Below are 14,950 nucleotides of genomic sequence, written 5' to 3'. Positions count from 1 at the left end.
GCGGGGCGCGAAGGCGAAGAAGATGGCCCTCCCGGGGTGGGCGGGTAAGCGCTAGTAGGCGCCCGCCGCGACCGCCGCCGCGAGCAGAAGCCCGGCGGCGGAATTGGACTTGAAGAGGCGCAGGGCCAGCGCCGGATCGTCGGTGCGAACCCGGCGCGCCTGGACGATCAGCAGCGCGCCGTAGGCGGCGGCGAGCCCCCAGAACGGCGCGCCGAGGCCGGCGGTCCAGCCGGCGGCCGCCACCAGCGCCAGCGAGGCTAGGTAGAAGCCCAGCACCGCCCGCGGCGCGCCCGCGCCCAGGCGACGGGCTGAGGACTTCACGCCGGCCAGTGCGTCGTCTTCCAGGTCCTGGATCGCGTAGATCGTGTCATAGCCGAGGGTCCAGAAGACCCCCGCCGCGTAGAGCAGGAAGCCGGGGAGCCCTAGGGCGCCAGCGGCGGCCGCGAAGCCCATCAGGGCGCCCCAGTTGAAGGTCAGCCCCAGCCAGGCCTGCGGCCACCAGGTGATCCGCTTCATGAAGGGATAGGCGGCCACGAGGCCGAGCGAGGCCACGCCCAGGGCCCAGCACAGCGGCGGCAGGCTGAGGAGGATCAGCAGCGAGACGAGGCTGCACCCCACCACGAACGCCCAGGCCTGCTTCACCGAGATCTGGCCCGAGGCCAGCGGCCGGCCGGCGGTGCGGGCGACCTTGGCGTCGATGTCGCGGTCGACGATGTCGTTGTAGGCGCAGCCCGCCGCCCGCATCAGCGCCGAGCCCAGGAAGAACAGGATCAGGAGCCAGAGGTCGGGCGTATCGTCCTGCATCGCGCCGGCCAGGGCGATCCCCTGCCAGCCGGGCAGCATCAGGAGCCAGATGCCCGCCGGCCGGTCGAACCGCCCGAGTTTGAGCCATGGCCGCAGGCGCGCGGGCGCCCAGCGGTCCACCCAGTTGGTCGGGGCGGCGTCGGGCAGGGGCGCGGCGGAAGTCATAGGCGGCGGCTTAGCAGAACCCGGGGTGTTGCCGAAATGCCGCTCGTCCGGTCGCACGCTGACGTTGCGGCCGGGCTTCCTTGACCGCCGTTCGGCCAGCCCCTAGCTTTTCATCCTTCGAGGCCTGAACGAGGGAGGTTCGTCAGAATGACAGCTGTCGACATGACCGCCTTCAGCGTGCATCGCCTCGGGCCGCCGCCGCACCATTAAGCTGCCCGAACCGCTTCGCCGCACGGCCTGACCGGCCGCCCTCGCGAAGCGATCCCGCGCGCCCGCCACCCACCGCCCCTCCGGCTACCGCCCATTCGTGGCCCGCCGAGCCGTCTGCGGCTCCAGGGCCCGAGCATTCCATCCCTGATTCCGCGCCGGCCCGGCGCAGCTCCCGCGTCGGAGCGCCCGGGCGGCGCCTTCGATTTCGAGACGAGCCATGACCGACCACTACGAGGACGAAGAAGAGAACCGCCAGCGCCAGCTCTCGAACCGCCAGGTCCTGGGGTTCGTCGCCGGCTACTGGAGGCGGCGCCCCTGGCTGATGGCCGGGACCGTCGTCCTGACCCTGATCGCCATCGGGTTCGACCTGATGCTGCCTTGGGCCGCGGGGCGGCTGGTGGACGCCGTGGCGGCAGGGCCGGCCAACCCCGACCCGGCCTGGCGGGCCTGGTTGCTGTTCGTGGGGGTCTATCTGGCCTTCTCGGTGATCCGGAACACCGCCATGCGGTTCCTGATCCCGTTCTCGGCGACCAACATGAAGGAGCTGACCGACGACGGGTTCCGGCAGGTGCAGGGCTTCTCGTCCGATTGGCACGCCGACACTTTCGCGGGCTCCACAGTGCGCCGGCTGAGCCGGGCGATGTGGGGCTACGACGTCGTGACCGACGCGGTGCTGATCTGGTTCGGGCCGGCGGCCGTGGTGCTTGGCGGCCTGTGCGTGATGATGCTGCTGCGCTGGCCATCGGTGGGCCTGTTCGCCTGCGCGGTCACGGTGATCTACGTGCTGTCCAACATCTATCTGACGGCGCTCTGGGCCCGGCCTGCCAACCTGAAGTCGGTGGCGCTGGACTCCCGGATCGGCGGCGCCTTGGCCGATTCCATCTCCTCGAACGCCACGGTGAAGACCTTCGGCGCAGAGGCGCGGGAGGAGGCCCGGATTGGCGGCGTCACCGAGATGTGGCGCAAGGCGACCATGAAGACCTGGGGCCGGTTCACCGACCTCTGGCTGCTGCACAACATGATGCTGGTGGCGCTGCAGGCGGGCCTGACCGGCCTGCTGCTGCTGGAGTGGAGCCGAGGCCGGGCCAGCACTGGCGACATCGCCTTCGCCGTGACGGCCTTCATGCTGATGAGCGGCTACCTGCGCAACATCGGCGAGAACATCCGCACGGCGCAGAAGGGGATGGACGACATCGAGGACGTGGCCCGCTACGCCCAGACGGAGCCCCAGGTCGTGGACGCGCTCGCGGCCGCGCCCTTCCGGCCCGAGTTGGGGGAGATCGTCTTCGACCGCGTGGTGTTCCGCTACAAGTCGGCTGAGACGCCGCTGTACGACCGCTTCACCCTGCGAATCGCGCCGGGCGAGCGGGTGGCCCTGGTCGGGGCGACGGGGTCGGGCAAGTCCACCTTCGTGAAGCTGATCCAGCGTCTTTACGACGTGCAGGACGGAACGATCCTGATCGACGGCCAGGACATCGCGAAGGTGACCCAGGGCTCTCTGCGGCGGGCGATCGCCGTGGTGCCGCAGGACCCGGCCCTGTTCCACCGGACGTTGGCCGAGAACATCAGCTACGCGCGCCCGGACGCCACCCACGAGGAGATCGTGCTGGCGGCCCGGCGGGCGCGGGCCCACGACTTCATCATGCGGCTGCCCAAGGGCTACGACACCCTGGTCGGCGAGCGCGGCGTGAAGCTGTCGGGCGGCGAGCGGCAGCGGGTGGCCATCGCCCGCGCGTTCCTGGCGGATGCGCCGATCCTGGTTCTGGACGAGGCGACGAGCTCTCTCGACGTTGAGACCGAGCTGCAGGTGCAGGCGGCGATGGAGGAGCTGATGGTGGGCCGCACCACCATCGTCATCGCCCACCGGCTGTCGACCATCCGCAGCGCCGACCGGATCCTGGTCTTCGACCACGGCCGGATCATCGAAGAGGGCCGCCACGCAGAACTGGTCAAGCAGGGCGGCGCCTATGCCCGGCTGCACGCGGTGACGGAGGGGGTGGTCTAGAGCGCCCCCTCCAGCATCGGGGCGAGGTCGCCCCGACGCTCGACCCGCACGGTCTCCAGGCCCAGCCAGGCGGCCATGCGCTGAAGCTCGGCGGCGAGCTTCGGCGCGGTCGCGTCGCTGGCCCAGGGTTCGGCGTGGCTGGACTGGACGATCAGGACGCCGGACTTGCGGTCGGCCTTCAGGTCGACGCGGGCGGTGAGGGCGTCGCCCTCCAGGAACGGCAGCACGTAGTAGCCGTGCTGCCGCTTCTCTGCCGGGACGTAGATCTCGATCCGGTAGCGAACGCCGAACAGCCGCTCGGTGCGCTCGCGGAACCAGATCAGGTTGTCGAAGGGCGAGAGCAGGGCGGTGTGGGAGATGCGCCGCGGCCGCCGTGCGCCGGGGTCCAGGTAGGCCGCCTCGCGCCAGCCCTTCACGGCGACCGGCAGGAGCTCGCCGCCTTCGACCAGCTCGGCGATCCGGGCGCGGGTCTCCTCGAGCCCCATGCGGAAGTAGTCGCGCAGGTCGCGTTCGGTGGCGATCCCCATGGCGCGGGCGGCGATCCGCACCAGCTCGCGCTGGGCGTCCTCCCGCGGCGGGGTCGGCGCCTCGACGATCGCGCGGGGCAGCACTTTTTCCGGCAGGTCATAGACGCGCTCGAACGTGCCGCGGCGGGTGGCCGTGGTCAGCTCGCCGGCCCAGAACAGGCCCTCAACCGCCCGCTTGGCCTCGCTCCAGCCCCACCAGCCGCCTTGTCCCTTGTGGCCCATCTCCAGCTCGCCGGCAGACATCGGCCCGCGCCGGTCGATCTCGTCGCGGACGGTGTCCAGGAAGTCGCGCCGCTCGCGGATGAACCGGGCGATGCCCTTCCAGGCGCCGCGGCCCTCCTGAGCGTCCGCCATGCGCCAGCGCAGCAGCGGCTGGGACGAGAGCGGCAGCAGGGAGGCTTCGTGCGCCCAGTATTCGAACAGCGGGCGCTTACGCGCCCAGGCCACCTCCTCCAGAAGCTCGCGCGGATAGGCGCCGAGTCGGGAGAAGGCGGGCATGTAGTGGGTGCGCGACACCACGTTGACCGAGTCGAGCTGGACGACGCCGAGGCGCTCGATCGTCTTCACCAGCTGGCGTTTGCCGACCGTCGCCTCCCGGTCGCCGCCGAACCCCTGGGCGGCCAGGGCGATGCGGCGGGCCTCCCCGGCGGTGAGGGTGTCCTTCATCTCAGCTCCCGATGGGAATCGACCCGCGCAGCCTAGCTTGCGAACAAAAAACGAACAATCATCGTAAACGCATGGTTAAGCGATGTGGTTAACGTCTCGGTGGCCGCGGGAACAAAGCGGGACCTGGATTATGCGTGAGCAAAACGCCGATCTCTGACGCTGGCGTCAAGTTCCGTGCTTGACGACGGATCTCAGCGTTGCAGGCGGCCGTCGGTGAGGGCCGACGCCTCGAACTGGAACACGACGCGGGGATCCGGCGGCGGCACGGAGCCGGCGATGGCCGGCGGGGCGAGCAGCTTCAGGAGGTGCCGCATGATGTTGATCCGCGCTTCGGGCTTGCGGTCGGTCCGCACGATCCACCAGGGCGCCTCGCGGCTGTGGGTGCGCGTCAGCATCTCGTCGCGGGCGCGGCTGTAGTCGTCCCACTTCTCCTGGGCCACCGCGTCGAGCGGGCTGACCTTCAGCGCCTTCAGGGGATCGGTCCGTCGGGCCTCCAGCCGCCTGGCCTGTTCCTCGCGGGAAATGTCCAGCCAGAGCTTCACCACCTGCACGCCGCTGTCGGTCAGCATGCGCTCGAAGATGGGCACGTCGCGCAGGAACACTTCCTGCTCAGCCGGTGTGGAGAACCCCATCACCCGCTCGACACCGCCACGATTGTACCAGGAGCGGTTGAAGATCACGAGTTCGCCCGCCGCCGGGAGATGGGCGGCATAGCGCTGGAAGTACCACTGGGTGCGTTCCCGGTCGCTGGGCTTGGGCAGGGCCACGACCCGGGTGTTGCGGATCGACAGGTGCTCGACGACGCGCTTGATCGCCCCGTCCTTGCCCGCCGTATCGCGGCCCTCGAAGATCACGAGGTCTCGTTCGCCCGCCTCGATCGCGTGCTGCTGGAAGCGCACGAGGGCGAGTTGCAGCGCCTCGATCTGGTCGTCGTCGTCCTTGGCCATGGCGGGATAATGCGCGGGATTGCTATCAGGGGCCATGATCCGTCTGTTCGTTCCGCACGATCTTTCGGCCAGCGCCCGGCTGGAGCTGGATGAAGGCCAGAGCCGGTACCTGTCGGCTGTGATGCGGCTCTCGGTCGGAGACGCCGTAGCGATATTCAACGGCCGCGACGGGGAATGGCGCGCAACCGTGTCCGCGGTGGGCAAGCGTGCGGTCGCGCTCACGGCCGAAGCCCAGTCGCGGCCGCAGGCGACCGGGCCTGACCTCGATCTGGTCATCGCGCTCGTGAAACGCGCGCGGCTGGAGACCATCATCGAGAAGGCGGCCGAACTGGGCGCCCGGCGGGTGCGGCCTGTGATCACCGAGCGCACGAACGCCGACCACACGCGCGTTGACCGGCTGCAGGCGATCGCGGTGGAAGCCTCGGAGCAGACGGGCCGGCTGGACGTGCCGCAGGTCTGCGAGCCGGTGAAGCTGGACCGGATGATCGCCGACTGGGAGACGGGGCGCCGGCTCCTCTTCTGCGACGAGGCCGGCGACGCCAGGCCGGTGCTCGAGGCCGTCGCCGAGGGTGGGCCGTGGGCGGTGCTGATCGGGCCCGAGGGCGGGTTTTCGCCGCGCGAACGCGAGACCCTGAGGGCCTTGCCGTACGCCGTTCCCGCGACGCTGGGCCCGCGGATCCTGCGCGCCGACACGGCCGCGATCAGCGCGCTCACCCTCTGGCAGGCCGCCGTCGGCGACTGGCGCCCTTGAGCTTGGCGCGATTGCGCCCACCTATCCTGACGACGTAAAGACGCGGGCCGCGGGGCCGTCAGAAGTCCCCGCGACGGCGTTATGGCCCGGGGAGAGACTATGGCCGAAGCCGCCTGCGACGACCGTCCGCTGGTGTTCGAAGACCTGGTCCGCTGGATGGCGGACGGGGGCAAGCCCAAGAGCGAGTGGCGCGTCGGCGCCGAGCACGAGAAGTTCGTCTTCCGGCTGAAGGACCATGCGCCGGTTCCCTACGAGCCGAACGGCATCAAGGCCCTGCTGGATGGACTGACCCGCTTCGGCTGGACGCCGGTGATGGAGGGCGAGAACGTCATCGCCCTGGAGCGGGGCAAGGCGAACGTCAGCCTGGAGCCGGGCGGCCAGTTCGAGCTGTCGGGCGCGCCGCTGGAGACCGTCCACGAGATCTGCGAGGAGACCGGCCAGCACCTCAACGAGGTGAAGCAGGTGGCCGACGAGCTGGGCCTGGGATTCCTCGGCCTCGGCTTCACGCCGATATGGACCCGCGATCAGGTCCCGGTGATGCCCAAGGGCCGCTACAAGATCATGCGCCAGTACATGCCCAAGGTCGGCGGGCTGGGCCTCGACATGATGTTCCGCACCTGCACGGTGCAGGCGAACCTCGATTTCGCGGACGAGGCCGACATGGTGGCCAAGTTCCGCACCAGCCTGGCGCTGCAGCCGATCGCGACCGCGCTGTTCGCCAACTCGCCCTTCATCGAGGGCAAGCCTTCGGGCTACGTCACCGCGCGGGCCAACGTCTGGACCGACACCGACGCCGACCGCACCGGGATGCTCGATTTCGTGTTCCAGGACGGTTTCGGCTTCGAGACCTATGCCCGCTACGCCCTCGACGTGCCGATGTATTTCGTGAAGCGTGGCGACCGGTACATCGATGTCGCCGGACGGTCCTTCCGCGACTTCATGGACGGCAAGCTTCCCGAGCTGCCGGGTGAGCGGCCGACGATCAAGGACTGGGCCGACCACACCACCACGATCTTCCCAGAGGTCCGCCTCAAGAAGTACCTGGAGATGCGCGGCGCGGACTCCGGGCCCTGGAGCCGCCTCTGTGCGCTGCCGGCCCTGTGGATGGGCGTGCTGTACGACAGCGCCTCGCTGGCCGCGGCCTGGGACCTCTGCAAGGACTGGGACATCGCCGACCACGAGCGCCTGCGCGCCGACGTCACCCGCCTGGGCCTCAAGGCCGAGATCGGCGGGCGGACGGTGCAGGACGTGGCCAAGGACATGCTGGCCATCGCCAGGGCTGGGCTGAAGGCCCGCAACCGCCTCTCCGGGGGCATGGTGGACGAGACCGGCTACCTCGCCGAACTCGACCAGATCGCCGAGACCGGCGTCACCCCGGCCGAGCGGCTGCTGGAGCTGTACGAAACGCGCTGGAACCGCGACGCCGGCCGGGTCTTCGACGACTTCGCGTACTGAGGCGCGGGGACGTCGCGCCGAGTCCACGGCGCAGTATCTGGCTCTCTCGTCCCTTGGCCGGACCGGCTATCTCTGCGCCATGCCCGTCTGGTCTGGATCGTGCCACTGCGGCGCCGTGCGCTTCCGCGTCGAGGCGGAGATCGACGAGTTGACCCGCTGCGACTGCTCGCTGTGTCGCCGGCGGGGCGCGCTGATGGCGAAGGTTCCCGAAGCGGCGCTGACGATCGAAGCCGGCCAGGACCGGCTGCGGCTGTACCAGTGGAACACCCGCGTCGCGCGGCACTGGTTCTGTGGCGACTGCGGCATCTACACCTTCCATCGCAAGCGGGCCGCGCCGGACAGCTACGGCGTCAACGTGGGCTGCCTGGAGGATTTCGATCCCGGCGCCTATCCGTTTCGCCTCGCCGACGGCTTGACGATGAGCGTTCGGTCTGGCGAGGCTCGTGCGGAGTGGCCGGGGCCGCGCGAGGACTGACATGGCCGTCAAGCTGCCGAAGTACGCGCACTGGGTCGCGGAGCGCCGCTTTCTGGTCGATCCCGCCAAGCTGCCGGCGCTGGACCCCGGCACAGCCCGGCTGATCGAGGACCTCTACATCGACGGCGGACGGCTGCGCCTCCGGCGCATCACCCACGCCGCCACCGGCGAGCAGGAGTTCAAGCTCGGCAAGAAGTACGCGCCCGACAACCCGCTGATCGGGCCGATGACCAACCTCTACCTCGACCCCGAGGAATATGCGGTGCTCCAGGCGCTGCCTGGCCGCCGGGTGACGAAGGAGCGTTACAAGATCGGCGCGTTCGTCATCGACATCTTCCGGCCGCCCTTCGAGGGCCTGGTGACCGCGGAGTGCGAGGCCTCAAACCGCATGGCGGCTCTGCGCTTCGACGTGCCGGAATGGTGCGTGCGCGAGGTCACGACCGAGGTGGACTACACGGGCTGGAGCCTGGCCCAGGCGCAGGCCACGCCGAAAGCCTAGCGGCCGCCCGCTTCGGGACCGGGGGTCTCCACGTTCGGCGGCCAGTGATCGCGCTGAGCGACGCCGGCCCCGGAGTCGGTGTGCTGAATCACCTCGTCGATGGCGCGCCGGTCGACCGCTCGGTCCTCGTGATGCCGGAGATTCACCGCCGCATCGTCGACGGCGTAGACCTCGACCCGGTCGGCGTAGAAGGCGATCCGGCCGGCGATGTCCGCGACGGTGTCATGCGGCGTCTCGTACGACCAGGCGACGTTCTCCTCGATGCCGCCGTCGAGATCGAGCGTCCAGTAGCTGGCGTCGCCCTTGTAAGGGCAGGTCGTCGTCCGCGACGTCCGGCCGAAATAGGCCATCTCCACATCCGCCCGGGGGAAATAGACCACCTGCGGATAGCCGGCCTCGCTGAGCAGGATGGCATGGTCGCTGTCGGCGATCACATGGCCGCGGTAGCGGGCGCGCCAGCGCGCGGGCGCCTCGGTGAGCGTGATCGGATGGTCTGGTCCTGGCGTCATCATCGGGGGCTCCTTCGTGATGCTAAACGCGTTCGACGCGATCCGGCTGCCGCGCCCCGGGTGGATGAGCGTCGGTCCATCGAAGGCCGCCTCAGGGCGCAGCCTTGCTTGTGCCGGGGCGATCCGCGTGATTTTCTCCCGCCAAATCCCGGCGCGCGGGCCGAACGCCCCGCCGCGCCCAGCTTAGGGAAAGCGGAAACTCCTCCAGATGAATCTGATTGTCCTTCTCGGCATCGTCGTGACGCTCGTCACCGGCGCGCCGGTGCTGATGCAGCTCATGCGCAACCACCCGCGCGGGCTGATCATCCTGTTCTTCGCCGAAATGTGGGAGCGGTTCTCCTACTACGGGATGCGCAGCATCCTCATCTTCTACCTGACCCAGCACCTCCTGTTCGACGACGAGACGGCGAACCTCCAGTACGGCTCCTACACCTCGCTGGTGTACCTGTTGCCGTTGCTCGGCGGCATCCTCGCCGACCGCTACCTCGGCACCCGCAAGGCGGTGGCGTTCGGCGCCCTGCTGCTGGTGGCCGGCCATCTGACCATGGCGGTCGAGGGCACCCCGGCCAAGCAGACGCTGACCTACGCCGGACAGACCTACGAGGTCGTCTCGGAAGGCCGGATGGAGAACCGTGAGGTTCGCCTCGTGGTCGCGGGCCAGCCCTACGAGTTCGGCCCCGCCGCGGCGGGCGGCCTGGAAGTCAAGAACCTGCCGGCCGGCGCGCCGATCCCGGCCGTACTGCCCGAGGGTTCGTTCGAGCTGAAGAACCAGGTCGACCTGCTGGGCAAGAACGCCTTCTACCTGGCCGTCTCGCTCATCATCATGGGCGTCGGCTTCCTGAAGCCGAACATCTCCACGATCGTGGGCCAGCTCTATCCGCAGGGCGACCCGCGGCGCGACTCCGGCTTCACCCTCTACTACTACGGCATCAACCTCGGGGCGTTCTGGGCCTCGGTGCTCTGCGGCCTCCTCGGCACCACCTACGGCTGGTGGGCGGGCTTCGGCCTGGCCGGCGTCGGCATGCTGGCCGGCCTGATCGTCTTCGTGCTGGGCAAGAAGCACCTGGAAGGCAAGGGCGAGCCCCCGAACCCGGAACTGCTCAAGAAGCCGGTCGCCGGGCCGATCAACCGCGAATGGATCATCTACGCCGCGGGCGTCGCCGGGGTGCTGCCGATCTGGTGGCTGGTCCAGCGCAACGACGTGGTGGGCCAGGCCCTGACCTGGTCGTCGGTGCTGGCGTTCGCCTTCATCGCCTACGTCATCGCCGTGGTCTGCAAGACCTGGGTCGAGCGCCAGCGGATGATGCTGGCCGTCGTGCTGATCCTCGGGGCGGTGGTGTTCTTCACCCTGTTCGAGCAGGCGGGCACCTCGCTCAACCTGTTCGCGGCCCGGAACGTGGACCTCGTGGGCGTCACCGCCGCCCAGACCCAGTCGTTCAACGCCGGCTACATCCTGCTCTTCGCGCCGATCTTCGCGGCCATGTGGGCCTGGCTCGCGGCACGCAAGCGAGATCCGAACCCGACGCTGAAGTTCGGCCTCGGCCTGCTGCAGGTCGGCCTGGGCTTCATGGTCGTGGTCTGGGGCGCCAGCTTCGCCGACGACCAGTACCGGCTGCCAATGATCTTCCTGGCGCTGCTCTACATGTTCCACACCACGGGCGAGCTCTTCCTCTCGCCGGTGGGCCTCTCCGAGATCACCAAGCTGTCGCTGGCCAAGGTGGTCTCGTTCATGATGGCCGTGTGGTTCCTGGCCTCGTCGATCGCCCAGTACGTGGGCGGCATCATCGCCGCCATGGCCGGGACGCACACCGTCGGCGGCCAGGTCACCGATCCGAAGGCGTCGCTGGAGGCCTCGCTGACGGTCTTCAACATGCTGGGCCTGTGGGGCATGGGCATCGGCGTCGGCTTCATCGTCATCAGCTTCTTCATCAAGGGCTGGGCGCACGGCGTGAACGATCCGGGCAGCCATCCGCAGCCCGAGCCGATCGCCCCCGTCCTGGACGGCGAGCGCCAGGCGGTGAACCCGGCGGCGATCCGCGCCGACCAGTAGCTTCGCCGCCACGGCAGATACGACGAAGGCCGCGGATCGCTCCGCGGCCTTCGCTTTGTCCGGCGCCCGGGGGAGCGCCGGACCCGGCGCCGGGGCTAAGCGCCGAAGGTCTTGCGGATGCGCACGTAGTACATCCGGCCGAACTGCAGATCGCGGTCCTCGGTGAACTTGAGCTGGCCCGTGTCGCGCGGGCCGTCATAGACCTCGCGGATCCGGCGCAGGCCGCGCGACGTGACGTTCGGCAGTTCGAACCGCACGAACAGGTCCGGCTGCGGCCGCCATTCGGCGAACGGACGGACCCAGGTCTTCAGCTTCACCGTCTCGACCTGGTCGAACCGATAGAAGGTCCGCCGCCAGCCGCCGTAGGCGTCGACGCCGTAGCTCATCCGCCACTGGGGCAGGTCGTGGCTGAAGGTGGCGTTCCACTCCAGGGGCTTCAGGCCCGAGATCTCACGCGACTCGCCGGTCGTCGGATCCTCAACGCTCGACCAGCGCTTGGTGACGTCGCCCTTGAGCTGGGCGCCCTTCAGGCCGATGCGGTCGAACGGTAGCGTCAGCTCTGCGATCAGCTCGTCCTTGCTGCCCGAGCCGATGTTGGTCGGCTGGTCGTAGAAGCTGGTCGTGGTCTGGCCGGTGACCGGGTCGACGTTGGTCACGGGGACCGGGCCGCGGTCGATCACATCCGACAGTTCGGAATGGCGGTAGGTGACGACGATCACCCCGCCGCCCCACAGCTTCTGTTCCAGCGCCAGCTCGCCGACCCAGGCCTGCTCGGGGTTCAGGTCGGGGTTGCCGGCGGTGACGCCCGTGCCGGTGTCGAAGTCGCCCGAGGCCACGAAGTCGTCGAAGTCGAGCTGGCCGACGACCCGCTCGCCGCGCGCGCGAAGCTGGGTGCCCGAAGTCGGGGCCCAGGTCACCAGCAGGCGCGGCTTCACGAACGAAAGGGTCTTCTCGAGCTGGACATCGCCGTCGGCCGAGATTTCCGACCCTTCCACCCGCACGCCGCCGTCGACCGTCCATTGGGGTGAAGGCCGCCAGGTGCTCTTGACGAACACCTCTCCGCGGCGCTCCTCCACGCCAACATTGGCGGCGGGCACCTTGACCGGCTGGCCGTTCTCCAGGACGCCCACGCGGCTCTCGAGTTCGTTGATCGCCCCTTCGACGCCGCCCTCGACCGAGAACTGGTCGCTGAAGCGGTAGCGCAGCACGCCCCGGGCGATCGTCTCGCTGGAGTCGCGTTCGAGGTTGAAGACGTTGTCGCTGCCGGCCTTGCTGAAAGCCGAGCGTTCGCCCTCCTCCTGGTCCTTGCGCAGGCCGATCAGCTCGAGGTTCCAGGCGCCGAACGCGCGGTTGAAGCGTCCGCCGAACTCGGTCTCGTCGTTGAGGAAGGTCCCGTCGTAGCTTTCGACGCCGGGGACGGGCCTCAGGATGCGCTGGTCCTGCTCCAGCTTGAACTTGTCGTGGTAGCGGCGGCCGTTCACCCGCAGCTTGCCGCCCAGGACCGGCTGCTCGTAGGCGCCCGTCAGCGTCCAGTCGCGGCCATCGCCCTCGGAGTCGATCTGGGACTGCTGGATGACCGAGCCGGACGGGCTGACCCGCAATCCCGGGCCGTCGCCCGAACCATCGTCGATGCCGCGCCCGGTCCGCGCCGAGGCCTCCCAGTTGCGGCCGCTCAGCTCGAGCCGCGCGCCCGCGCCGTTGCGGCCGTCGTAGATGTGGTTGTTGGCGACCGCCACCAGCCCGCGGATGCCGCCCGACTGCTTGCGGACGACGTTCGCCACCACGGACTTGCCCTGCATGTCGATGCCAGGCGCTCCCCCGCGGATCAGGTCGACGCGCTCCACCTGGCTGGCCGGCACCCGCCGGAGGATTTCGTCGAGGTTGTCGGTCTTGCTGGTCGGCCGCTGGCCGTCGATCAGCACATTGCCGCCACCGCCCTCGAAGCCGCGGATGTCGTCGCCGTCATCGAAGGCGAAGCCCGGGAGCCGCAGCACCATCTCGTGCGCGTTCTGCGGCTGCTGGGCGGCGAAGAAGGCGGGCGGATAGCTGACTACGCCCTGCTGCGGCATGGCGGCGGCCTCCGGCGCGGCGGCAGCGGCCGCCTGAGCCAGCAGGTGGGCAAACAACATTCGAATTCTCTCCCCAAGTCGGGAGAGACGTGCCCGCCACTCAGCTCTGGCGCGAGTTAAATGCCCGTAAGGTGGATTAAATCGGAGACAGAATTGTCGCCGGATTGTTACCGCCGGATCAGACCGACGTGCCCCCCACGGTGAGGCCGGTGATCTTCAGCGACGGCTGGCCCACGCCCACCGGCACGCTCTGGCCCGACTTGCCGCAGACCCCGACGCCGGCGTCGAAGTCGAAGTCGTCGCCGATCATCGTCACGCGGGTCAGGGCCGAAGGGCCGTCGCCGATCAGGGTCGCGCCCTTCACCGGCGTGGTGACCTTGCCGTCTTCGATCAGGTAGGCCTCGGTGCACTGGAAGACGAACTTGCCGTTGGTGATGTCCACCTGGCCGCCGCCGAAGTTGGCGCAGTAGAGGCCGCGCTTGGTGGACGCGATCATCTCCGCCCGCGGCGTGTCGCCGCCGAGCATGGCGGTGTTGGTCATCCGCGGCATCGGCATGTGCGCATAGGACTGGCGGCGGGCGTTGCCGGTGGGGGCGAGGCCCATCAGCCGCGCGCTCATCCGATCGTGCATGTAGCCGACCAGCACGCCGTCCTCGATCAGGATCGTGCGCTCGGTGGGCGTGCCCTCGTCGTCGACGGTGAGCGAGCCGCGGCGACCGGGGATCGTGCCGTCGTCGAACACGGTGACGCCCGGCGCGGCCACCCGCTCGCCGATGCGGCCCGAGAAGGCCGAGGTGCCCTTGCGGTTGAAGTCGCCTTCCAGGCCGTGTCCGACGGCCTCGTGCAGCAGCACGCCGTTCCAGCCGGGCCCCAGGACCACGTCCATCTCGCCGGCGGGGCAGGGGACGGCGTCCAGGTTCACCAGCGCCTGGCGCAGGGCCTCGTCCACCTGGCCCTGCCACTTGTCCGGGCTGATCCAGGCCTCGAAGCCGGCCCGGCCGCCGGCGCCGGTGTATCCCGTCTCGCGGCGGCCATCGCGCTCGACCGTGATCTGCACGTTCACGCGGCAGAGCGGCCGCACGTCGCGGATCAGCCGGCCGTCGGCGCGCAGGATCTCCACCGTACGGCGCTCGCCGGCGATGGAGGCCATGACCTGGACGATGCGCGGATCGCGGGCGCGGGCCCAGGCGTCGATCTCCTGCAGCAGGGCGACCTTGTCCGAGAAATCGGGCGAGGCGAGAGGGTTCTCCTCGCCGTAAAGCTTGGTGTTGGTGGGACGCGGGCCCTCGGCGGCCGTCCCGGCGTAACCGCGCTTGGCCAGCCTGGCGGAGTCGGCCGCCCGGCGGATCGCGGCCTCCGAGATCTCGGAGGCATGGGCGTAGCCGGCGGTCTCGCCCGCCACCACGCGCAGGCCGAAGCCTTCGGTGGCGTCATAGGCCGCCGACTTCAGCCGGCCGTCGTCGAACAGGAACGATTCGCTCTCCGACCGCTCCACGAACAGCTCCCCGTCGTCGGCGCCGGCCAAGGCGTCGGACAGGATTTCGCGGGCGCGGGAAGGATCGACGCCGGCGGCGTCAAGGATGGAGGGAGCGGGGACGGGCGCGTTCATGCCGGCAAGATAGGGAGCGGCGGGCGTGGCGTCACCCGCGATGGCGTCGCGCACGCCATCGATTCGAGCGCGCCTGCGACAAAATGGACCCAGAGGCGCGCCGATGGCGGCGCGCGGCGCGCCCCTTGCGCCCACCTCGGCGGCGGCCGTCGCGGGCCTCCGCTCCAGCCTGTCGCCGCGTCAGCGCCTTGACCGACGTCAAACGGGGC

At 69.6% G+C, this 14,950-nt stretch carries 12 protein-coding genes; 6 read left to right on the top strand and 6 right to left on the bottom strand.

Annotation, left to right across the window (positions count from 1 at the left end; genetic code table 11):
• Positions 1-51: 51 nt before the first annotated feature.
• Positions 52-969, bottom strand: coding sequence for a 4-hydroxybenzoate octaprenyltransferase (ubiA, locus tag DJ019_RS14210; RefSeq protein ID WP_111276712.1), 918 nt, complete (start codon positions 967-969; stop codon positions 52-54).
• A gap of 427 nt (positions 970-1,396) precedes the next feature.
• On the opposite strand from ubiA, the gene DJ019_RS14205 reads away from it, so the two are divergent.
• Complete coding sequence (locus DJ019_RS14205) at positions 1,397-3,184, top strand: ABC transporter ATP-binding protein (protein ID WP_111276711.1); 1,788 nt, start codon at positions 1,397-1,399, stop codon at positions 3,182-3,184.
• Here DJ019_RS14205 and DJ019_RS14200 read toward each other — a convergent pair.
• Positions 3,181-4,377, bottom strand: a complete 1,197-nt coding sequence (locus DJ019_RS14200) for a winged helix-turn-helix domain-containing protein (RefSeq protein ID WP_111276710.1) — start codon at positions 4,375-4,377, stop codon at positions 3,181-3,183. The genes DJ019_RS14205 and DJ019_RS14200 overlap by 4 nt on opposite strands.
• A gap of 191 nt (positions 4,378-4,568) precedes the next feature.
• Complete coding sequence (gene ppk2, locus DJ019_RS14195) at positions 4,569-5,324, bottom strand: polyphosphate kinase 2 (RefSeq protein ID WP_111276709.1); 756 nt, start codon at positions 5,322-5,324, stop codon at positions 4,569-4,571.
• A gap of 34 nt (positions 5,325-5,358) precedes the next feature.
• Here ppk2 and DJ019_RS14190 point away from each other — a divergent pair, with 34 nt between their 5' ends.
• The 4 genes from DJ019_RS14190 to DJ019_RS14175 all read left to right on the top strand — a co-directional run bounded on the left by DJ019_RS14190 (position 5,359) and on the right by DJ019_RS14175 (position 8,504).
• Positions 5,359-6,075 (top strand): 16S rRNA (uracil(1498)-N(3))-methyltransferase, encoded by a 717-nt coding sequence (locus DJ019_RS14190; RefSeq protein ID WP_111276708.1) that lies wholly within the window; start codon positions 5,359-5,361, stop codon positions 6,073-6,075.
• Between the two features lie 99 nt (positions 6,076-6,174).
• Positions 6,175-7,530: a glutamate--cysteine ligase gene (locus tag DJ019_RS14185; RefSeq protein ID WP_111276707.1), complete on the top strand. Its 1,356-nt coding sequence runs from the start codon at positions 6,175-6,177 to the stop codon at positions 7,528-7,530.
• 79 nt (positions 7,531-7,609) lie between these two features.
• A complete protein-coding gene (locus DJ019_RS14180; protein WP_111276706.1) occupies positions 7,610-8,005 on the top strand; it encodes a GFA family protein in 396 nt (131 codons plus the stop codon).
• A 1-nt stretch (position 8,006) separates the two neighbouring features.
• Positions 8,007-8,504, top strand: coding sequence for a CYTH domain-containing protein (locus tag DJ019_RS14175; protein ID WP_111276705.1), 498 nt, complete (start codon positions 8,007-8,009; stop codon positions 8,502-8,504).
• Here DJ019_RS14175 and DJ019_RS14170 read toward each other — a convergent pair.
• Positions 8,501-9,016 carry a DUF427 domain-containing protein gene (locus DJ019_RS14170; protein ID WP_111276704.1) on the bottom strand — a complete coding sequence of 172 codons (516 nt, stop codon included), beginning with the start codon at positions 9,014-9,016 and terminating at the stop codon, positions 8,501-8,503. The two genes, DJ019_RS14175 and DJ019_RS14170, sit on opposite strands and share 4 nt — an antisense overlap.
• Positions 9,017-9,221: 205 nt before the next feature.
• On the opposite strand from DJ019_RS14170, the gene DJ019_RS14165 reads away from it, so the two are divergent.
• A complete protein-coding gene (locus DJ019_RS14165; RefSeq protein WP_111276703.1) occupies positions 9,222-11,063 on the top strand; it encodes a peptide MFS transporter in 1,842 nt (613 codons plus the stop codon).
• A 95-nt stretch (positions 11,064-11,158) separates the two neighbouring features.
• Here the strand turns inward: DJ019_RS14165 and DJ019_RS14160 are convergent, their stop codons facing one another.
• Together DJ019_RS14160 and tldD are read right to left on the bottom strand one after the other, a co-directional pair.
• Positions 11,159-13,192, bottom strand: a complete 2,034-nt coding sequence (locus DJ019_RS14160; protein WP_111276702.1) for a TonB-dependent receptor plug domain-containing protein — start codon at positions 13,190-13,192, stop codon at positions 11,159-11,161.
• Between the two features lie 118 nt (positions 13,193-13,310).
• A complete protein-coding gene (gene tldD / locus DJ019_RS14155) occupies positions 13,311-14,741 on the bottom strand; it encodes a metalloprotease TldD (protein ID WP_111276858.1) in 1,431 nt (476 codons plus the stop codon).
• Positions 14,742-14,950 lie beyond the last annotated feature (209 nt).

Source organism: Phenylobacterium kunshanense (assembly GCF_003254525.1).
GTDB classification, from domain to species: domain Bacteria; phylum Pseudomonadota; class Alphaproteobacteria; order Caulobacterales; family Caulobacteraceae; genus Phenylobacterium; species Phenylobacterium kunshanense.
Note: the sequence above shows the minus strand (reverse complement) of the source record. Positions and strands in the feature narration are given on the sequence as shown.